This is a genomic window from Dellaglioa sp. CoH-55-MRSF-8, from assembly GCF_056782195.1.
The window spans coordinates 1-19,898 of record NZ_JBXAYH010000010.1 but is presented as its reverse complement, the minus strand read 5'-3'; the positions used below and the strand labels follow the sequence as shown (position 1 = coordinate 19,898).

The 19,898-nt window shown below is 32.1% G+C and carries 18 protein-coding genes and 4 tRNA genes; 17 read left to right on the top strand and 5 right to left on the bottom strand.

Annotation, left to right across the window (positions count from 1 at the left end):
* Window positions 1-85: 85 nt before the first annotated feature.
* The 6 genes from AC1RPW_RS07455 (at window position 86) to nrdG (ending at window position 3,606) form a co-directional block, all read left to right on the top strand.
* Window positions 86-159: transfer RNA gene (locus AC1RPW_RS07455), tRNA-Trp, on the top strand.
* A 12-nt stretch (window positions 160-171) separates the two neighbouring features.
* A tRNA-His gene (locus tag AC1RPW_RS07450) sits at window positions 172-244 on the top strand.
* A gap of 33 nt (window positions 245-277) precedes the next feature.
* Window positions 278-348: transfer RNA gene (locus AC1RPW_RS07445), tRNA-Cys, on the top strand.
* A 12-nt stretch (window positions 349-360) separates the two neighbouring features.
* Window positions 361-444 (top strand) — tRNA-Leu (locus AC1RPW_RS07440).
* Between the two features lie 422 nt (window positions 445-866).
* A complete protein-coding gene (nrdD, locus tag AC1RPW_RS07435) occupies window positions 867-3,041 on the top strand; it encodes an anaerobic ribonucleoside-triphosphate reductase (protein WP_481761980.1) in 2,175 nt (724 codons plus the stop codon).
* The gene (gene nrdG / locus AC1RPW_RS07430; protein WP_481761979.1) at window positions 3,016-3,606 is read left to right on the top strand and encodes an anaerobic ribonucleoside-triphosphate reductase activating protein; all 591 of its coding nucleotides are present in this window, start codon (window positions 3,016-3,018) and stop codon (window positions 3,604-3,606) included. Before nrdD ends, nrdG begins: the two co-directional genes overlap by 26 nt.
* Window positions 3,607-3,653: 47 nt before the next feature.
* Here the strand turns inward: nrdG and AC1RPW_RS07425 are convergent, their stop codons facing one another.
* From AC1RPW_RS07425 to AC1RPW_RS07415, 3 genes are read right to left on the bottom strand one after another with little or no spacing between them, the layout of a single operon-like run.
* Window positions 3,654-4,211 carry a M15 family metallopeptidase gene (locus AC1RPW_RS07425; RefSeq protein WP_481761978.1) on the bottom strand — a complete coding sequence of 186 codons (558 nt, stop codon included), beginning with the start codon at window positions 4,209-4,211 and terminating at the stop codon, window positions 3,654-3,656.
* 11 nt (window positions 4,212-4,222) lie between these two features.
* The gene (locus AC1RPW_RS07420; RefSeq protein WP_481761977.1) at window positions 4,223-5,269 is read right to left on the bottom strand and encodes a sensor histidine kinase; all 1,047 of its coding nucleotides are present in this window, start codon (window positions 5,267-5,269) and stop codon (window positions 4,223-4,225) included.
* Between the two features lie 9 nt (window positions 5,270-5,278).
* Entirely contained in the window at window positions 5,279-5,953 is a 675-nt protein-coding gene (locus tag AC1RPW_RS07415; protein WP_481761976.1) for a response regulator transcription factor, read from the bottom strand.
* A gap of 140 nt (window positions 5,954-6,093) precedes the next feature.
* Here AC1RPW_RS07415 and AC1RPW_RS07410 point away from each other — a divergent pair, with 140 nt between their 5' ends.
* Window positions 6,094-6,849 carry an ABC transporter ATP-binding protein gene (locus AC1RPW_RS07410; protein WP_481761983.1) on the top strand — a complete coding sequence of 252 codons (756 nt, stop codon included), beginning with the start codon at window positions 6,094-6,096 and terminating at the stop codon, window positions 6,847-6,849.
* Window positions 6,846-8,882, top strand: a complete 2,037-nt coding sequence (locus AC1RPW_RS07405; RefSeq protein ID WP_481761975.1) for an ABC transporter permease — start codon at window positions 6,846-6,848, stop codon at window positions 8,880-8,882. Before AC1RPW_RS07410 ends, AC1RPW_RS07405 begins: the two co-directional genes overlap by 4 nt.
* A gap of 180 nt (window positions 8,883-9,062) precedes the next feature.
* On the opposite strand, the gene AC1RPW_RS07400 is transcribed toward AC1RPW_RS07405, so the two are convergent.
* Complete coding sequence (locus AC1RPW_RS07400) at window positions 9,063-9,572, bottom strand: antibiotic biosynthesis monooxygenase (protein WP_481761974.1); 510 nt, start codon at window positions 9,570-9,572, stop codon at window positions 9,063-9,065.
* A 91-nt stretch (window positions 9,573-9,663) separates the two neighbouring features.
* Here AC1RPW_RS07400 and AC1RPW_RS07395 point away from each other — a divergent pair, with 91 nt between their 5' ends.
* The 5 genes from AC1RPW_RS07395 to pepF all read left to right on the top strand — a co-directional run bounded on the left by AC1RPW_RS07395 (window position 9,664) and on the right by pepF (window position 15,125).
* The gene (locus AC1RPW_RS07395) at window positions 9,664-10,401 is read left to right on the top strand and encodes an MBL fold metallo-hydrolase (RefSeq protein ID WP_481761973.1); all 738 of its coding nucleotides are present in this window, start codon (window positions 9,664-9,666) and stop codon (window positions 10,399-10,401) included.
* Between the two features lie 405 nt (window positions 10,402-10,806).
* Complete coding sequence (gene spxA / locus AC1RPW_RS07390) at window positions 10,807-11,205, top strand: transcriptional regulator SpxA (RefSeq protein ID WP_481761972.1); 399 nt, start codon at window positions 10,807-10,809, stop codon at window positions 11,203-11,205.
* Between the two features lie 167 nt (window positions 11,206-11,372).
* Window positions 11,373-12,047 (top strand): adaptor protein MecA, encoded by a 675-nt coding sequence (locus tag AC1RPW_RS07385; protein ID WP_481761971.1) that lies wholly within the window; start codon window positions 11,373-11,375, stop codon window positions 12,045-12,047.
* A 66-nt stretch (window positions 12,048-12,113) separates the two neighbouring features.
* The gene (locus AC1RPW_RS07380) at window positions 12,114-13,256 is read left to right on the top strand and encodes a competence protein CoiA (protein WP_481761970.1); all 1,143 of its coding nucleotides are present in this window, start codon (window positions 12,114-12,116) and stop codon (window positions 13,254-13,256) included.
* A gap of 48 nt (window positions 13,257-13,304) precedes the next feature.
* Entirely contained in the window at window positions 13,305-15,125 is a 1,821-nt protein-coding gene (gene pepF, locus AC1RPW_RS07375; protein WP_481761969.1) for an oligoendopeptidase F, read from the top strand.
* Window positions 15,126-15,169: 44 nt separating this feature from the next.
* Here the strand turns inward: pepF and AC1RPW_RS07370 are convergent, their stop codons facing one another.
* Entirely contained in the window at window positions 15,170-15,787 is a 618-nt protein-coding gene (locus AC1RPW_RS07370) for a DsbA family protein (protein ID WP_481761968.1), read from the bottom strand.
* Window positions 15,788-16,039: 252 nt separating this feature from the next.
* Here AC1RPW_RS07370 and yjbM point away from each other — a divergent pair, with 252 nt between their 5' ends.
* The 4 genes from yjbM to mgtE are packed head-to-tail and all read left to right on the top strand — an operon-like array spanning window position 16,040 to window position 19,780.
* Window positions 16,040-16,669, top strand: a complete 630-nt coding sequence (gene yjbM / locus AC1RPW_RS07365) for a GTP diphosphokinase (protein ID WP_481761967.1) — start codon at window positions 16,040-16,042, stop codon at window positions 16,667-16,669.
* Window positions 16,670-16,708: 39 nt separating this feature from the next.
* Entirely contained in the window at window positions 16,709-17,512 is an 804-nt protein-coding gene (locus AC1RPW_RS07360) for an NAD kinase (RefSeq protein WP_481761966.1), read from the top strand.
* Window positions 17,502-18,395, top strand: a complete 894-nt coding sequence (locus AC1RPW_RS07355) for an RluA family pseudouridine synthase (protein WP_481761982.1) — start codon at window positions 17,502-17,504, stop codon at window positions 18,393-18,395. Before AC1RPW_RS07360 ends, AC1RPW_RS07355 begins: the two co-directional genes overlap by 11 nt.
* A gap of 17 nt (window positions 18,396-18,412) precedes the next feature.
* The gene (gene mgtE, locus AC1RPW_RS07350) at window positions 18,413-19,780 is read left to right on the top strand and encodes a magnesium transporter (protein WP_481761981.1); all 1,368 of its coding nucleotides are present in this window, start codon (window positions 18,413-18,415) and stop codon (window positions 19,778-19,780) included.
* The last annotated feature ends 118 nt before the right edge of the window (window positions 19,781-19,898 follow it).

Sequence of the window (19,898 nt, the reverse complement as noted above, 5' to 3'; positions counted from 1 at the left end):
GAGTAGCGAAGAGGCTAAACGCGGCGGACTGTAAATCCGCTCCTTCGGGTTCGGTGGTTCGAATCCACTCTCTTCCATTTTTTATAGGGGTATAGTTTAAAGGTAGAACTACGGTCTCCAAAACCGTCAGTGTGGGTTCAATTCCTACTACCCCTGCCATTTTTTGTTTTGGCGATATTGGCGAAGTGGTTAACGCACCGGATTGTGGCTCCGGCACGCGTGGGTTCGATTCCCACATGTCGCCTTTTATAAGGTTATATCAAGTAATAATTAATATGGCGGTATAGCCAAGTGGTAAGGCAGAGGTCTGCAAAACCTTCATCACCGGTTCAAATCCGGTTACCGCCTTACACGAGTTATGCCGGTGTGGCGGAATTGGCAGACGCGCTGGACTCAAAATCCAGTTCCAGCAATGGAGTATCGGTTCGACCCCGATCACCGGTATTATTAAGTATTATAGAGAGTATTAGAAAACATGAAAGCCCATTGATTGGGCTTTTTTTGTACGCTAAATTATGAAGAATAATACGAAATTATAGAAAGTTGAGCTTTTGTTGAACTTTTTTGGCTCTTCGTCAACTGTTGTTGGTGGATAATAGTATGAAAATTCTAATCACTTAATAATTAGAGTTTTTTTGGTATAAATTTTTAAGTGTATAAAATATTCTGGTATTGAAATCATATAATAATTTTTTAACTGATATATATACGTCTAACTTTTTAATTACATTTCAAACATCTTGATAGTAAATCATAGTGTACAACAATATATAGATAGTATATATTGTTGTACACTATATATTGTTGTTTTTAAGAGGATAATCAAGTAACATATATTTATTGCTGTAAGAAAAGGAAGGTCACTTATGAAAAAAGTAGAGGTAAAGTTAGATATGCAAGTGCCTGACATATTTGAAAAGCGTGATGGTCGAAAAGTTGATTTTGCATTACGTAAAGTTTTAAGTAGTACTTTGCGTCGATTAAATAGTAAAAAAAATCAAGAAAGCTATCAGGAATTACTATTACATAAATTAAGTAATTATCAAAAAATTAATGCCCAAACGATGTATGGCTTAGTTATAGCTACATATCGTGAATTAGGCTACCGTGATGCATTGGATAGCTTTCAGGAATATAGAATAAATGATGAAAAATTGTGGAAAGAGCAAACTGATCCAGCTGGTCGTTTGGATAAATTATTAAATAAAGATGATACAATTGTTCATGAAAATGCTAATAAGGATAGCAATGTATTCAATACACAACGTGATTTGACGGCTGGGACAGTGGGTAAAACTTTGGGATTAAAATTAATGCCTGAATCACTAGCTAAAGCACATTTACGTGGTTCAATTCATTATCATGATTTAGATTACACACCCTGGAGTCCTATGACTAACTGCTGTCTGATTGATTTTAAAGAGATGTTAACAAATGGATTTAAAATAGGAAATGCTGAAGTTGAAAGTCCTCATTCAATTCAGACCGCAACTGCGCAAATGGCACAAATTATTGCTAATGTAGCCTCAAGTCAGTATGGTGGTTGTTCTGCAGATAGGGTGGATGAGTTACTAGCGCCATTTGCTGAATTAAATTATAAGAAGCATTTAATAGATGCAAAAGTATGGATTGGGAATCCAATAAAACAGATAGAATTTGCTAAACTTAAAACAAGCAAAGATATTTATGATGCCATGCAAGGATTAGAGTATGAAATCAATACTTTATTCTCTTCGCAAGGACAGACGCCGTTTACTACGTTAGGTTTTGGGTTGGGTGAAAGTTGGATTGAACGAGAAATTCAAATCTCAATTTTAAAAATTAGAATAAAAGGATTAGGTCGTGAGCATCGTACGGCAATATTTCCTAAATTAGTATTTACAATAAAAAAGGATTTAAACTTTAAACATGGGGACCCTAACTACGATATTAAGGCCTTAGCTGTTGATTGTGCTACGAAGAGAATGTACCCTGACATATTAATGTATGACAAGATAAAAGAGCTTACGGGCAGTTTCAAGGTACCTATGGGCTGTCGTAGCTTTCTGCAAGGATGGAAAGATAAAAATGGTAATGAAGTCAATTCTGGGCGTATGAATTTAGGCGTTGTTACAGTTAATTTACCACGAATTGCTTTGGAATCCGAAGGTAATATTGATTTATTTTGGGATATCTTTAAAGAGAGGATGCAGGTTTGTAAAGAGGCATTAGTCTTTAAAGTTAACCGTGTCAAGGAAGCTATCCCAGAGAATGCACCCATTCTATATCAACATGGTGCTTTTGGCGAAAGGTTAAAAGCAGACGGAGATGTTGATGATTTATTCAAGAATCGTCGCGCTACGGTCTCATTAGGTTATATTGGACTATATGAAGTTGGAACTGTTTTTTTTGGACCTAATTGGGAAAAAAATGAAAAGGCGCATAATTTTACGATTGACATCGTTAAACGCCTCAAGGAGTATTGTACAGATTGGTCAGATGAATACGATTATCATTTTAGTGTTTATTCAACTCCTAGTGAATCCTTAACAGATCGTTTCTGTGTATTAGACACTGAAAAATTTGGTGAAATTAAAGATGTTACAGAAAAGGAATATTATACAAATAGTTTTCATTATGACGTTAGGAAAAATCCAACTCCGTTTGAAAAATTGTCGTTTGAAATGGAATATCCTAAATATGCATCAGGTGGATTTATTCATTACTGTGAATACCCAAATTTACGTCAAAATCCTAAGGCTTTAGAAGCAGTCTGGGATTGGGCTTATGATAAAATCGGCTATTTAGGAACTAATACCCCTATTGATCATTGTTATAAATGTGGTTTTGATGGTGAATTTAACCCAACTGAACGAGGATTTGAATGCCCTAAATGTCAAAATCATGATCCAAAAACATGTGATGTTGTTAAAAGGACATGTGGATACTTAGGTAATCCACAGCAACGTCCGATGGTTCATGGACGTCATAAAGAAATTGCTTCTCGTGTTAAAAATATGACTTTAGGAATGGTTGATGATGGAACGACAAAAGAGAGTTAAAGCACCACGAAATCCGAAACCTAAAGAATGGATTGCCAGTGAGTTAAGCCAACAGTATATTGCATCTTATAAACCATTTAATTTTGTTGATGGTGAAGGGGTTCGTTGTAGTTTATACGTTAGTGGCTGTTTATTTGCTTGTCCGGGTTGTTATAATAAGGCAGCGCAAAATTTTAGATATGGGACACCATATACAAAAGAGCTTGAAGATCAAATAATAACTGATTTAAGCGAAGACTATTGCCAAGGATTAACTTTATTAGGCGGAGAGCCTTTTGTTAACACGCAGGTTTGTTTAAGCTTAGTGAATCGTATTCATGATACTTATGGATGGACGAAAGATATCTGGTCTTGGACTGGTTATACATGGGATGAATTAATGCTTGAATCTGATGATAAACTTGAATTACTTTCAAAGATTGATATTTTAGTCGACGGTCGATTCGAATTACCAAAAAAAGATTTAACTTTGCAATTTAGAGGTAGCTCAAATCAAAGAATTATTGATGTTCAAAAATCATTAATTGCGGGTGAAGTTATTCTCTGGGATAAATTGTTAAGATAAAAAACTTGTCACAATACCTTGTATGTAAGGTGTTGTGACAAGTTTTTTTAATAATCATTTGGATTCGCGATAAGTGGTGAATAGTCATTCATATCAGAATCTCTATAGTCCCACCATTCTTCAGAATATCCGATAAAACCAGCAGTTATCATAGCGTTATTTAGTATATCGTAATTTATTTGTTGTTGAGGTGTTCGTTTATAATTTCTTCCAGCTCGTTCTGAAAAGTCGTCAAATTCACTTTGCATGTTAAGCTCGTGGCCATCCATATCACAGATAGTTAAATCAAATGTCACGCCTTTTTGATGACTGAAATTAGGATTTGGCTTCGCTACAAAATTAGGATCGGGATAAACGTCAAATAATTTTTTTTGAGCAGAGACTGGTCTGTAGGCGTCCCAAATTTTTAAACGATAGCCTTGAGTTTTGAGTAATTGACTTGCGATACCAAGTTTCTTAGCTGTTCCTGTTCTAGCGATTGCTGTAGAAAAGTCATAAATAATTTGGTTAGTAAAGTTGTCTTTTGTAGCATAGCGTAAATCTACAATAATATTAGGATCAATATCTTTAATATTTGTAAAACCGAGTTCAATTTCTGATAACATGATAGACCCTCCTAGCGAAGAATTTCGCCCATTTCATCATTATAATAAGAAAGTTTAGGAAATATAATTTTAACTGTAGTACCTTCATTTTTTGGAGATTCAATTTCTAATTGGTGACCTAATTTTTGACTTAGTTGATTTGCTAAATAAAGGCCTAATCCGGTTGCATTTTGGTTGAATTGACGCCCGTTATTCCCGGTAAATCCTTTGTCAAAAACGCGAGCTAAATCTGCGTTCGGGATACCAATGCCATTATCTTTAATGGCTAATATCGTTTCTTTTTCAGTATCTTTAAGAGAAATAACGATTTCACCATTATTTGGTGTGTATTTTAATGAATTGGTAATCACTTGATTTAAGATAAAACGTAGCCATTTTGAATCAGTTAGAACGGAAATATCTGTACTGTTAAAAACGAAACGAATATGTTTTGAAAAAAATAAGTTCATATTATCCCGAATGACAAGATTAACTACTTTTTTTAGTGAATCATCTTGAATTAAATAATCATTTGAAAAGCTATCTAAACGAGAATAATAAATCACTTGTTCAACAAAATTTTCAATGTTTTTTAATTCAATTTCAGTTTGCATGACTTGTTTTTCAGATAGCTTGCCATCAGATGTTTCAATTAGTAACTGAATAGCAGCTAAGGGAACTTTAATATCATGAATCCAAGCATTTAAAAAATCCTCTTGTTCTTGTTGTTTAGACAAGATATTATTTATTTGTATTTGATGATTGTTTAATAGGGCATTAACATAACCCTGATATAAACGTTGTTCATTGGAATGTGCACCATTAATAGGAATCAATAAATCTGCTGTTGCTGGATCAATTGGTAATTTAAATTTTTGGTACCATTGATGATTAATCCAGTAACGTGTTACAACAAAAATACTTGATATAATAACTACCAGAATATCTATATATAATAATGTAGATAAAACAATGTTATGGAATGGATCAAACCACAATACAAGATTAATTAAGAGAATAACTAGAAGGAAAAAGATGATTGTTGTAATTCTATCTGAAATGTACTTAAAAAATGTCATTAGTGTCTCCTAAGGGATAAGATAACCTTGTCCTACCTTTGTCTCGATAAAATTGGGTAATCCAGCTTGTGCTATTTTTTTACGAACGCGATTAATATTAACGGTTAACGTATTGTCATCAACAAAATGTTCGTCTTCCCAGAGTTCTCGAAGTAATTTTTCACGGCTAACAATTTTCCCTGTCTGACGCATTAAATATTGCAGTAACTGGTACTCATTTTTTGATAAATCAATAATTTTATCGTTAAATTTTGCAGTTCCATTTTGTAAATTCAAAAAAAGGCCATTATGCTCGAGTGTTTCTGGTCCCATTTCTGCGTAATTGTAAGTGCGTCGTAATAATGCAGAAATTTTTGCAACTAAAACTTCCATTGAGTAAGGTTTATTTACGAAGTCATCGCCACCCATATTCATTGCCATAACCATATCCATATTGGTATTTCGGCTTGAGATAAATATAATTGGTACATTTGATATTTCACGGATTTTTTTACACCAGTAAAAGCCATCAAAATCGGGTAAATTAATGTCTAATAAAACTAAATGTGGTTTTTTTTCAATGAATTCAAGATCAATTTCACTAAAATTATTAATTAAAATAGGGTTGAATCGCCATTTTGCTAGACTATCTGCAGTAATGTTGGCAATTGTTTTATCATCTTCAACAATCATTATACTAAACATATTATCACCTCTTTAAAGTAAGAACTATTTACCCTACAATACCGGTTTTTAGCATTAAATTCAAATAGATAAAAAGCGTAAATAAATATTGGCGTAATTATCCTATATATAGGATAATACTTGGTAATAGGAGAAATGAAATTATGACATTTATTGAAGTAGATCACGTTAAAAAAATTTATGGAATGAAGTTTAATAGATCGACTGCAATTGATAATATTTCGTTTGTAATTGATTCAGGAGAATTTGTTGGTATTATGGGACCATCTGGTGCAGGAAAAACGACGTTATTAAATATGATGTCGACTATTGATAAGCCAACTTTTGGACATGTTAGAATAGATAACCAGGATATAACACAATATAATGAAAAAAAATTGTCTGAGTTTAGAAGACAACAGTTAGGGTTTATTTTTCAAGATTTTAATTTACTTAATTCGTTGACTATCAAGGAAAATATAATTTTGCCCTTAGCATTGGATAAAGTAAATGTAGAAATAATTGAGGCAAAACTTGCTAATATTGCTAATATTTTAAATTTAAATAATATTTTAAAACATTTTCCAAATGAAATTTCAATTGGTCAACAGCAGAGGGTTGCAGTTGCACGAGCTATTATAACGGCACCCAAAATGTTATTCGCAGATGAACCGACAGGAAGTCTAGATTCAAAAGCAGCTACGGAACTATTGAAGTATTTAACAGACGTGAATGAAAAGCAAAAGATGACGCTCATGATGGTAACTCATGATGCATTTACAGCTAGTTATTGTAAAAGAATTATTTTTATTAAAGATGGGAATATCTTTGCCGAAATTAGGCGAGATGGCTCTAGAAAAGAATTTTTCCAAAAAATAATTGATATGCAAGCAGCTATTGGTGGGGGAAAGCAATGAAACCACTAGTGAATATTGTTTTTAAAAGTATTTGGCGCAGTTTATGGGATTATTTAATTTACATTATTGCTAGTGCGATAGCAGTTACAGTTTATTTTTCATTTTTGTCAATGTCAATTAACAAAGAGTTAACACAAAATGCGCGCGTAGAGTTACCAATTTCTGTTACTTTACGTATTAGTAGTTTTTTAATTTTGATTTTTATTGCTTGTTTCATGATGTACACTAATCTTTTTGTGGCGAAACGGCGAGAAAAAGAAATTGCTGTTTACCATCTTCTTGGAGTGAAAAAAAAAGAAATTGCGACAATGCTATTTATTGAAAATTTAATTCTAGGTAATATAGCATTACTGATTGGTTTAGTGGTTGGTGCGATCTTTTCTAAATTATTTGCTATGATTTTGTTGAGGGCTATGTTTATTGTGGCAGATACCAATATTATTATATCTTGGCATAGTTTAATTAGTACAATAGTTATCTTTAACGTTATCTTTTTAATGATGTCAACTGTTAATGCAAGTGTTATTTATCGTAAACAATTAGTTTCATTGTTTAAAAATAGTGATAATGCCAGTGTCGAAAAATTTGGACCATTTAAACGATTTATGGCTATCATTAGTATCTTTTTTATTATTGTACCTTTATTTATGGCAGTAAATTTTGAAAATTTGGGACCTATTTTTAATGTTTGGTTACGTAAAAATGATTATTTTTTAGCAGTATTGATTATTGCAATTATGATTATCTTAGGGACTCTTTTGATTTTTAATTATTTGGTGCCGATAATGATAAGTATGATACAAAAATGGCGACATTTTATGTATCGGGGTGGTAGGCTACTTGCTTTTTCTAATTTAAAAGTCAGTTTAAGACAAAATAAGGTCATCTTAAGTTTAATGACTTTATTAATAATGTTCTCTTTATCTGTATTTATTGGAGTGGCTACGTTGTATTCATATTCCCAAAAAACAATTGATCAAGTGGCACCAGCTCATTTTATTACGGACGATTATCATTTAAAAACTGTAAAAAAAGTATTAAAACAAAACAATTTAATAGTGAAACAGCAAGTAAGTGGACATCTTAAAATTGTACCGATGAAAACAAGTGTTCAATTAAAAGCAAATAATCAAAGTGAAGCTAAAATTGTGCCAATTACAATAATGTCAGAAACAGATTATAATCATGCGCGTAAAATTCAAGATGATTTAGAACCGATTAAGATTAAATCGAATGAGACAGTTATGATTTTACACAAGTTAGCAAGATATCAAATTAATGATGATAACCAGCTCATTCAATTTAAGCAAAAATCAATGAACAAATTAAAGATAAAAACATACTTAAGTACGTTTCCGTATGGTGAAATACATTACATTCAAAATTTGTTAATTGTTAAAGATAGTGTCTACAAACGTGTTGATAGCAACACAAAATATGGACTTACAGCTATTAATATTAAAAATTATCAGGAATTTGCACAATCTAAAAATGATTTCGGACATAAATTAGATAATCAATCTAAAGAACAGACCTATTTGCAGCAGACAGGGACAACATTATCGAATGTCCGTTATAAATTTTCTAATCAAATTAAGTCAAACTACCATTATCGAAATTTGGGTGTGAGAAATCAAGTTGAAAAAAATGTTAACGAATTAGATGGGTTTTATATTTATATAGCATGTTTTATTAGTATTATTTTAGTATTAGCAACTTGTAGTATTTTAATGTTACAACAAATGATAGATCTTAGACAAAATCAAAAAACTTATTCACTAATGCAAAGTCTAGGTGTGACCAAAAAAGAGATTAAGCGAATTATTTATCAGCAAACAGCCAGTTTATTTTTAATTCCGGTTATTTTAGGATCGATAGAAGCAATATTTACTTTTAATATTTATGTCGCATTATTTGATCAACCTAACCTAAATGTTCTCATTTTCTTCTGGGGGACCTTCTATGTGATGTATTTAGGCTTATTTTTAATTACCGTGAGAGTGTTGAATCGGATAATAAATAACAGAGTTTAAGAACGGTTAAATGATTAATAGCCTAAAAGTTAGAAAACTTTTTAGGCTATTTTTTGGTTGGAAATTAAACATTTTTGGGGAATAACTATTGTAAAAAAATAGCTAATTAATGACTTGTTTGAGTCATTAATTAGCTATTAATATCGTTTGTGGAATACGGATTGTTTTTAACTAATTGGATTAATCTTTTATATTAATTAATTCATTAACAGAATACACTGCGTCTATGGGAGTAATTTGAAACTCACTTTCATAGTACTTTAACTGTTTATAATTTGACGTTTTACGCCAATTAATAAAATCAGATTGTTGCTTCCAAATTGTTAAAAAAACATAATTATAACCTTTAGATAAAGACTGTAATGTGTAAAAAGAAATGATACCAGTTGGTTTTGTTTGTTCATTAATAAAAGTTTGTACTTGAGCTAAGTAAACTTTACTTTCTTCATCGCTCAAAGTAATATATTTAAAATGATAAAAACCTTGCCATGAATCCATTCCTACATGATATCGAACACGGAAGTCTAATCCAGAGTAGAAAATAGAATTATCATCTGATGTGTCTAATAAGTAAGAATTATTGTACTTATTAATTGGATTAAGTAGAATAAATGATCGGGATGGATTATTTCGAATTATAGACTTTAAAAAATATTCAGCGCCTAATGCTGTGTTTATATGATTTAACAAAGATACATCTCCCATTTACTTTAATTCATTATTAAGTATAGCCCAAAAAAAGGTATAATAGAGTCAAAAGTAACAGGAAGGACAATTAAAAATGAAGTTGACAATTTTAGGATTCTATGGGGGTTATCCTGCCCATACAGTTGGAACTAGTTCATATTTAATTCAGAGTAATGGTTTTAATTTATTGTTGGACTGTGGAAGTGGAGCAATGCTTAGTCTAGAACCTAAACTAGATTCCTTGAAGTTAGATGCAGTTGTTTTATCACATTATCATCAGGATCATATCGCAGATGTCGGCGTTTTACAGTATAGCTGGCAGATTAACGGTGAACAAGTGAAGCAACCACTTCCTATTTATGGGCCATCTATTGATCAAGAAGCATTAGCAAAATTAACTTGGGCAAATGCGACAATTGGAATAGGATATAAGAATAAAGAAGTTATAGACATTGGGCCTTTTACTTTTGAATTTTTAGAAACAATTCACCCAGTGCCTACATATGCTATGAGAATAACGGAACGGGCAACTGGGAAGGTCTTTGTTTTTACAGCTGATACGGCGTATGACGAAAAATTAAATGAAATTAGTCAAAATGCAGATATATTAATGACCGATACAAACTTTTTTGATGATAAAATTGGCAAAAAATGGCATATGACATCTACCGAGTCTGGAAAGTTTGCTCGTTTAAATAATGCTAAAAGATTAATTTTAACGCATTTACCAGCAAATGGTTCCCACGAATTATTAAAAGAACAAGCTGAATTATCAGCTGGCAATAATATCGATATAATACTCGCAAAAAAATATTTAGAACTAATTTTGTAATCGGATACATATTGTTAAATTTTTTTAACAATATGTATCTTTTTTTTGAAAAATAAAATAATGATAAGATTGTTGCAAATAAACGATTAAGTGCGTGTTACGTACTTTTAGTAAGTATATATCGAGTGTAAAGTATATTAAATAATTGAGATAGCAAATTATTTTTCATTCAATAAATAATAATAACTATAAAATATATGTAATATCATACTCGAAATATAAAAAACAATATCAAAAATGATGTCATTTAATCATTTAATAATGAACACAAATGAATTAAATGTATTATTAGTAAAAATATTAATTAGTAAATTTTTTTAATAAAATGGTAGTAATTTGTTTGATAATAAGTTACAATTGTTTTATAGGAATTGATAAATTTTTTATTAAAAGGAGAGAGCGCATATGGTAACTTTATATACTTCACCAAGTTGTACATCTTGTCGAAAAGCACGTGCATGGCTTAAGGAAAATAATATTCCATTCCAAGAACGTAATATTTTTTCTGAGCCTCTCAACATTGATGAAATTAAAACAATTTTGCAAATGACTGAAAATGGAACAGAAGAAGTTATTTCTAAACGCTCAAAAGTTTATCAGGAACTAGATATGGACTTAGACGATTTACCACTTCAAGAATTATTCTCATTAATTCAAGATAATCCTGGTTTATTACGTCGTCCTATTATTCTAGATGAAAAACGATTACAGGTTGGATATAACGAAGACGAAATTCGTCGCTTCTTACCAAGGGATGTACGTGCTTTAGAATTACAAAAGGCACAATTACTTGCTGGATTTTAATTAATTTAAAATTAAATAATATTGAAACATTAGTTTTTAATAAGGTAACATGGTAAAATTCAGGAAGACGCATTCCTGAATTTTTTTTATTTAGTTTAAACTACTTTACAAATAGTAAATTTTAGATAGAATTAAGGTCAAGTTATCAGAAAGATGGGTGATTAGTAATGAAAATGGAAAAAATAAATGAAAATACAATTCGTGTTTTAGTTGAAGATGAAGATTTATCTAAAAGAGGTATTACTGTTTTAGATTTATTAGGTAATAGAACTCAAATTGAAGATTTCTTTTATAGTATTTTACGCGAAGTAGACACGGAACATGAATTTGAAAATAATGAAGCAGTTACCTTCCAGGTATTACCTAATCGAGATGGCTTGGAGTTATTTATCAGTCGTGGAAAGCCAGACGAGACGCAAAATCCGAAAGAAATAAACATTTCTGATTTATCTGAGAATGATGATCTAGGAAGCTTTATAAAAGATAGATTAGCTGAGCTTGAAGACAGTGACAATGACTCACAAGATACTGTTGGATCGGGTTATAAAAAATCTGCTCAAACAAGAATGTTTGAATTTGGGGACTTCGAAGATTTTATTCAATTAGCTAAAATTTTTAGACCAACAAATACACAAAGCAATTTATTTAAAGTCCAAAATAAATATTTTTTAGAACTAATTTTTGATAAAGATAATACAACAAAAGAAACAATCGAAAATGATATAGCTGTCGCATTAGAGTATGCACAGGTTGTCTCATCGACAGGACCATTTATGGAAGAACGTGGTAAAAAGATTATGTCATCTGACGCACTCTCTGAGGCAAGAAGATACTTTAAATAAACAAACTAATCGAAAAAGGTTAGTTTGTTTTTTTGCGTATTTAAATTGTAACAAGGGGTAATTTGAATGATATTTGCAAAACAAGAACACGTAGATGAGTTGGTATGCGCAATAAATTTTAAGCAAAACAATAAATATTTTTGTCCTGGTTGCGGAGAGCGTGTTGTCTTTAAAGAAGGCCCGCAAAAACAAGCTCATTTTGCTCATTTTAAAAAGTCATGTCATTTTTTTTCAGAAGGTGAAACGAAAATACATGTCACAGGGAAAAATTTAATTAAAATGTGGGCAGAAAAAAGACATAAAAGAGCAGATATTGAGCAATATTTGCCTAAACTAAAGCAACGACCGGATGTTTTAATAAATTTAAAAAATAGCCAGTTAGTCGTAGAGTACCAATGCAGTCCGTTGACGCTAAAAGATTTTAACAAAAGGACTGACGGTTATAAACAAAATGGGTATCGTATTTTTTGGATTCTAGGGATGAAACATCGTTTAAATAAAAAATTAACACAACAACAAGCAATGTTTATAAATTTCCATAAAAATATTGGTTATTTCTTAGTATTTATCGATACTGAGCGACAGTGTTTAATTTTAAATTATGAATTATGGTTTGAAAATTTATATGGTATTCGTTACTGCACAAAAGTATTTAATGATGTAACAGACTTAATGGTATTTATCAAAAATAATTGTAGGAATAAAACTTTGAATTTGTCACCAGCAGACTTGTTCCGTCAATTGACTAAGTTAGAGAAAAATTGTTATTATTTGAATCATTATTTAAAGCAACAGATTGATTTTTGCTACATGCAGCGATATTATTTTATGGGATTTCCGATATATTGCTTGAGTCAGACGCGTCTTCCGCCAATCTATCGACATGATGACTTTTTTTGGAGAATTCGAGTTATTTTAGATTTGCAAAAATATACCACTGATGTTATTTCGAAAAAAGAGCTTGAGTTATTATTTAACCTGCAACAAAAAATCACAAAAACTCTTTTTGAAATGCCACTTGTTGGTCATCTAGCAATTAAACAAGTTAATAATGCATATATTAAGGGTTTAATTAAAAATCATATTTTAATACCAATTAAAGAATCCGAAAATTATCGAATTGACAATCAGATTGTATGGTCCAGTGATATATCGCTAAAAATGGAAAATTTACAGTTGAGGCATACATTTATTTCAAATTTTGATTAAAAATATGTTATCTTATAGGAGTAAATAAACGATATTCGGAGGCTTTTTATGACAGTAGCTAAGCAATTACCAAAGCGTGAAGAGGTACCAGAAAATTTAACGTGGGATGTAGAAAAAATATATGGTTCAGATTCATTATTTGAAGAGGATTACAAAAAAATTGAAGAATCTGTAGTAACTATCGCTAACTTTAAAGGTACATTGAGTCAAGATAGTACAACAATGTTACGTGGATTAGAAGCTATTTTGGCGCTTGAACGGATGCTCGAAAAAGTATACGTGTATGCGAATTTAAAAAATGATCAAGATACAGAAAATTCAACATATCAAGCTTTAAATTCAAGGGCTGGCGCCTTGGCAGCTAAGGTATCGGCTGCTATTTCTTGGTTTGAACCTGAAATTATTGCGATACCAGAGGATACTTTAAAGCAATTTATGTCTGATAATCCTGATTTAAAAGGCTATCGTCATTTTTTTGATAGTTTATTATTGGAGAAGGATCATGTCCTTTCGCATGCTGAAGAAACGCTCTTAGCTGGAGCAGGGGATATATTTAGCGCCTCTTCTAAAACGTTTGAAATACTGAACAATGCTGATTTGAAATTTCCAGTTGTTCAAGACGAACAAGGTAATGATGTTCAATTATCACAAGGTATTTATGGGGTCCTTCTAGAATCAACTTCTAGAAGTGTTAGAGAACAGGCCTTTAAAAAATTATATGAAGTCTATGGTCAATTTCAAAACACACTAGCTTCAACACTTTCAAGCCATGTTAAAGTTCATAACTATAGTGCACAAGTTCGACATTATAAAAGTGCCAGAGATGCGTCATTATCAAATAATCAGATACCTGAAGTTGTCTACAATACACTAATTGAGCAGGTTAATAAGAATTTACCGTTGTTACACCGTTATGTTGCATTACGTAAGAAAATTTTAAAAGTTGAAAAATTACATTCATACGATTTATATACACCAATAACAGGCGAACCCGCACTAAGTTACACGTATGATGAAGCGAAAAGTGAGGCATTAAAAGCCTTAGATAAAATGGGACCTGATTATCTAAGTCATGTTCAAGAGGCATTTGATAACCGTTGGATTGATGTTGTTGAAAATCAAGGTAAAAGAAGTGGTGCCTATTCATCAGGTATGTATGATACAGCACCATATATGTTATTAAACTGGCAAAATAATGTAAATAATCTTTATACATTGGTACATGAAATGGGACATAGTATTCATAGTTACTATACGCATCATAATCAGCCTTATTTGTATGGTGATTATCCAATTTTTTTAGCAGAAATTGCGTCAACAACTAATGAAAATACGTTAACACATTATTTATTAAAGACTCAAACAGATCCTAAGGTTAGGGCATTTTTACTTAATTATTATTTAGACGGGTTTAAAGGAACTATCTTCCGTCAAACACAATTTGCAGAATTTGAACATTGGATTCATGAGGAAGACGCGGTTGGAAACCCACTAACGGCTGATAAACTGTCTAAATACTATGCTGATTTAAATCAAAAATATTATGGAGAGAGTTTAGAACGTGATCCAGAAATTGCAATGGAATGGTCAAGAATTCCGCATTTTTATTATAATTATTATGTCTATCAATATGCAACAGGGTTTGCTGCTGCAACCACTTTATCTGAGGGAATCACTAGTGGAAAACCTGATGCATTAGAAAACTATTTGAATTATTTGAAAGCTGGGAGTTCAGATTTTCCAGTTGATGTCATGAAAAAAGCAGGTGTAGATATGACTAAGTCAGCATATCTAGTTAACGCATTTGCTGTATTTGAAGCAAGATTGAATGAATTAGAGGCATTATTACCTCAAATCTTAGAGAAATAAAAAATACGTAACTTAGTTAAAAAACTAAGCTACGTATTTTTATTTTATAAAACGTATAGTTGGTTTTGAGGGTTAATTGCTTGATGTAAGTCATTTTGAATATTAAAATCACCAGCACAAACTTTCGAAATATCTACTAAATCAGCATCTGGGAAGGATACACCACAGTCTAGACCATCAATATTATTAATGACGATTGTGGGATGCATTGTAACGTTCATATCATTGGCAATTTTTTGATCATTTTTAAATGATTTTTTTGCTAACACTGAATGTCTATCTTCATTAAACATTTCCCAGTTTAAGTTAACTTCTTTAGCAACTCGTTGAATGAGCTCTTCTGAGTAACAAGTGCTATCTTGAACTAAAGCCGCTTGAATTGCCATTAAGAAATCACGTCCACGTTTTTTTCCTTGAAAAAGAGCTGCTTTATAATCTAAAGCGGCTTGGTAAATTGACCCAGATAACACATTTCGAAGCGCTAAGTTACGTGTATCAAGATTTTTTTCAATCATGACATTGTGCACTGTTTGGATGTTTAACATGGGTACAAATTGGAATGAGATTTTTTGGGGAGATAGACGAATAAAGTCTAAAACCTTTTGTTCAGATTTGAAGCATTTTGTACCTAATGGGTTGACAAATAAATAAATTTCTAGCAAGAGTACTCCTCCAATTATAGTGATTAGATTTAAAATCGTGTGGGGTTTGATTTCATTTCTGTTTTAATAACTATTACCACTTTACCAAATTTTTTTTTTTTTTCAATTATTAACACTTAATTAATAACAGATATTATTAAAATTACTTGTTTTTTGAAAGATTTGGTAACATTGTGAGGTTAATTCGGAACTGAATCACTAATTTATGCTAAAATGAGATGAGTAAATTGAATAATAGAATAGAGTGATAAAATGGTAGAAGATTGGAAATATTTCTTTAGACCCTATGAACAGGCCGTTTCAGAAATGAAAATAAAAATGCGTGGTTTAAGAAAACAGTTCACGGGTATTGGTCAACATTCGCCAATTGAATTTGTGACAAGTCGGGTTAAATCAGTTGATAGTATTTTAGAGAAAATTGAACGACGTCAAATTTCTGAAGAACGTTTAGAAACTGACATGCAAGATATTGCGGGTATTCGCATTATGTGCCAATTTGTTGATGATATTTATCAGGTTGTTGACTTATTACGTTCTCGAAATGATATGACCGTTGTAGAAGAACGTGACTACATTACTAATAAAAAAGCGAGCGGTTATCGCTCATATCATATTGTACTTAAGTACCCGGTTCAAATGATAAATGGAGAAAAAAATGTACTTGTTGAAATTCAAATTCGCACGTTAGCTATGAATTTTTGGGCAACGATTGAGCACTCTTTAAATTATAAATATCAAGGAGAATTTCCTAGCCAATTAAATGCACGGCTCGAACGGGCAGCAGAGGCTGCGTTTAAATTAGACACTGAAATGTCCGAAATTAGAGAAGAGATTCAAGAAGCGCAGCATTTATTTTATGGTAAGGGTTTAAACAAAAAATAAACATTAGGTATCATGGGCGTCAGGAAAAGAGGGTTACGAATGAAAGTTGCTATTTTCGAAAATGATGGGGAAAAATCGCAAAAAGTTGGTAAAGAACTGTATCAAAAACTAACGGATGCACATATCGTAATTGATAATAGTCATCCTGAAATTGTGATTACGGTTGGTGGGGATGGAACTTTGCTTTCTGCTTTCAAACATTACCAAGATAACCTTGAAAACATTAGATTTGTTGGCGTACATACAGGGCATTTAGGTTTTTATACGGATTGGCGAGATGATGAAATTTCAGATTTAGTTACTAGTCTCCAATCAGATAATAAACAATCAATTAATTATCCATTATTAGATGTTAAAGTTGATTATTTTGATGCAGAATCAGAAAGATTTCTTGCATTAAATGAATCAACCTTAAAAAGGATTAACAATACAATGGTAACGGATGTTTATATTGGTGATCAGTTATTTGAAAAGTTTCGTGGAGATGGTTTGTGCATTTCTACGCCTACTGGATCTACTGCCTATAATAAATCGGTTGGTGGAGCGGTTATTCATCCCGAACTCGAGTCAATACAAATGGCAGAAATTGCGTCTATTAACAATCGTGTGTTTAGGACGCTAAGCTCACCAGTTATTGTGGCTTCAAATGATTGGATTACACTGAAACCAACACAAAGCAGTGACTTTGTTTTTAGTATAGACCAAGAAATCTATCATAATCGGCAAATTAAGGCAATTAAATATAAAATAGCGAAGGAACACATTTGTTTTGCCAAATATCGACATAATAATTTCTGGAAACGTGTAAATGAGGCGTTTATTGGTAGTGATTATGCAGATTGATTGGCAGTATACAGGGACGTCTCCTCAAAAAGTGAAGACTTTTCTGAAAAATGAAGGTGTATCTAGGCGATTACTTGCAACGCTTAAGTATTGTGGTGGTAAGCTATTAGTCAACGATAACGAGCAGTGGGCAATTGACTTCATTCAAACAAATGATAAAGTGAGTATTGTTCTACCAGCTGAGAAAAATAAAAATGAATTAAAAAAATCGTTTGTACCAATTGATATCGTTTTTGAAGATCGCGATTTTTTAATTATTAATAAACCAGCACATGTTGCCTCAATTCCTTCATATTTACATCCGGAGGATACCTTGATTAATCGTGTCGCAGGCTATTATCAAAATCGACATTTAAATGATTTTATTCCACATATTGCGACGCGACTTGATCGTGATACGAGTGGGTTAGTATTGTTTGCTAAACATCGATTTGCTCACGCTTTATTGGATCAACAGTTACAAAATCATCTAATTAAAAAGTACTATACAGCATTTGTCGAAGGACAGATTGAAACTCCGCATGGGACAATTGATGAGCCAATTATGCGTGATCCAGAATCATTCATTAAGAGGCAGGTTGGCCATGGGGAAGGTAGTCAAGTAGCTTTAACTGAGTATTGGTTAGAGAAATCTGTAAAAGGTATTAGTCAATATAAAATCCAATTACATACGGGGAGAACACATCAAATTCGTGTTCATTTTGCATCCACAGGGCATCCCTTAGTTGGTGATACATTGTATGGTGGGCATATAATTATGCCAATGCAACGCCAAGCGCTACACTGTAGTGAAATTGAGTTTTATCAACCATTTACACATGAACAGATAAATGTTCAGAGTCACCTTGCATCGGATATGCAAAAATTTATAAATAAAAAATAAACGAGGTATTCATCATGGTGGATACAGAAAAATATAACCAAATAAAAACTGAAGAAATTATTGATTCGCTTGAAAAGAATCAACAATATAATTTTCACAATGAATTTACAGATTTGCATGTTTATGAGCAAGCTGAGATTTTTTCAGTGCTTAATAAAGAGCAACGCCAAAAGGTGTATCAGTACCTGACGCCTAAGGAATTGAGTGACACATTTGATGCCGCTGAAGATGATCCGGAAGATGTTGTTAAATATTTTGATGAAATGTCTCTAAAGTATGTGGCTGAGTTATTAGATAATATGTACACTGATAATGAGGTTGACCTGTTGGGACAACTGGATCAGCATAAATTAGCGAGATATTTAGGTCTGATGGATAAAGATAAGGCCTATGAAATAAAAAGTCTGCTGCATTATGAAGATAAGACAGCTGGTGCTATTATGTCAACTGATTTTGCCTCAATAACCTCAGATCAAACAGTGAGTTCTGCAATGCGTACTTTAAGAGAAGAAGCAAGTGATGCGGAAACAATTTACTATGATTATGTTATTAATAATGATCAGCGTTTGATGGGGATTGTAACATTACGTAATTTATTAATGAGTAATGAGAAGGCGTTAATTGGAGATATCATGACGACACCAGTTATGTCTGTTAAAGCTGATGACGATCAAGCAGACGTTGCCAAGATGATTCGGGATTATAACTTTTTAGCAATGCCAGTTACAAATTATGATGAACAATTAATTGGTGTGATTACTGTTGATGATATTATTGATGTTATTGATGAAGAATCGGCTGAGGATTACTCTGGTTTGGCCGGTGTCGATACTGAAGATCAAACAGAAAATCCATTTAAAGCAGCATCAAAACGTTTGCCATGGTTGATAACGTTATTATTTTTAGGTATGTCAACGGCAAGTTTAGTTAGTCATTTTGAAGGGTTACTGAGTGAAGCAAGTATTTTAGCTGTCTTCATTTCATTGATTACAGGAACGGCCGGTAATGCCGGAACACAAAGTTTAGCTGTTGCTGTTCGACGCCTAGCTGTAAAAGATGACAATGAACAAAGTGTGCTTAGACTAATTATAAGTGAAGTTTTCACTGGATTAGTAATTGGGGTTGTAACGGGTATTTCCGTCACTTTAATTGTCGGACTCTGGAAGGGTAACTTTGTTCTCGGGATGGTGATAGGACTTGCAATGATGTGCGCTATTACGGTGGCAAATTTAGCGGGTAGTTTTATACCAATTTTAATGGATAAAATTGGTGTTGATCCAGCAGTTGCATCAGGGCCATTTATTTCGACATTGAGTGATTTAACTTCTGTGTTAATTTATTTTAGTATTGCACAAGTATTCTTAAAATTTTTTATTGCGACTTAAAGAAAAACTTAAAAAGGTTCCAACAACTTCAGATTGAGTGATGTAATAATCCCTTTATGGTTGTCAGATGAAATAATATAATTTCATCCGATAATCATGGAGGGATTTTTGTATGTCC

Excerpts from the sequence above, each read along its gene's own strand:
- AC1RPW_RS07360 (WP_481761966.1), top strand. The coding sequence starts at position 16,709 with ATGAAAGTTGCTATTTTCGAAAATGATGGGGAAAAATCGCAAAAAGTT.
- AC1RPW_RS07355 (WP_481761982.1), top strand. The coding sequence starts at position 17,502 with ATGCAGATTGATTGGCAGTATACAGGGACGTCTCCTCAAAAAGTGAAG.
- nrdD (WP_481761980.1), top strand. The coding sequence starts at position 867 with ATGAAAAAAGTAGAGGTAAAGTTAGATATGCAAGTGCCTGACATATTT.
- AC1RPW_RS07385 (WP_481761971.1), top strand. The coding sequence starts at position 11,373 with ATGAAAATGGAAAAAATAAATGAAAATACAATTCGTGTTTTAGTTGAA.
- spxA (WP_481761972.1), top strand. The coding sequence starts at position 10,807 with ATGGTAACTTTATATACTTCACCAAGTTGTACATCTTGTCGAAAAGCA.
- yjbM (WP_481761967.1), top strand. The coding sequence starts at position 16,040 with ATGGTAGAAGATTGGAAATATTTCTTTAGACCCTATGAACAGGCCGTT.
- AC1RPW_RS07380 (WP_481761970.1), top strand. The coding sequence starts at position 12,114 with ATGATATTTGCAAAACAAGAACACGTAGATGAGTTGGTATGCGCAATA.
- AC1RPW_RS07415 (WP_481761976.1), bottom strand. The coding sequence starts at position 5,953 with ATGTTTAGTATAATGATTGTTGAAGATGATAAAACAATTGCCAACATT.
- AC1RPW_RS07395 (WP_481761973.1), top strand. The coding sequence starts at position 9,664 with ATGAAGTTGACAATTTTAGGATTCTATGGGGGTTATCCTGCCCATACA.
- AC1RPW_RS07425 (WP_481761978.1), bottom strand. The coding sequence starts at position 4,211 with ATGTTATCAGAAATTGAACTCGGTTTTACAAATATTAAAGATATTGAT.
- AC1RPW_RS07405 (WP_481761975.1), top strand. The coding sequence starts at position 6,846 with ATGAAACCACTAGTGAATATTGTTTTTAAAAGTATTTGGCGCAGTTTA.
- nrdG (WP_481761979.1), top strand. The coding sequence starts at position 3,016 with ATGATGGAACGACAAAAGAGAGTTAAAGCACCACGAAATCCGAAACCT.
- pepF (WP_481761969.1), top strand. The coding sequence starts at position 13,305 with ATGACAGTAGCTAAGCAATTACCAAAGCGTGAAGAGGTACCAGAAAAT.
- AC1RPW_RS07420 (WP_481761977.1), bottom strand. The coding sequence starts at position 5,269 with ATGACATTTTTTAAGTACATTTCAGATAGAATTACAACAATCATCTTT.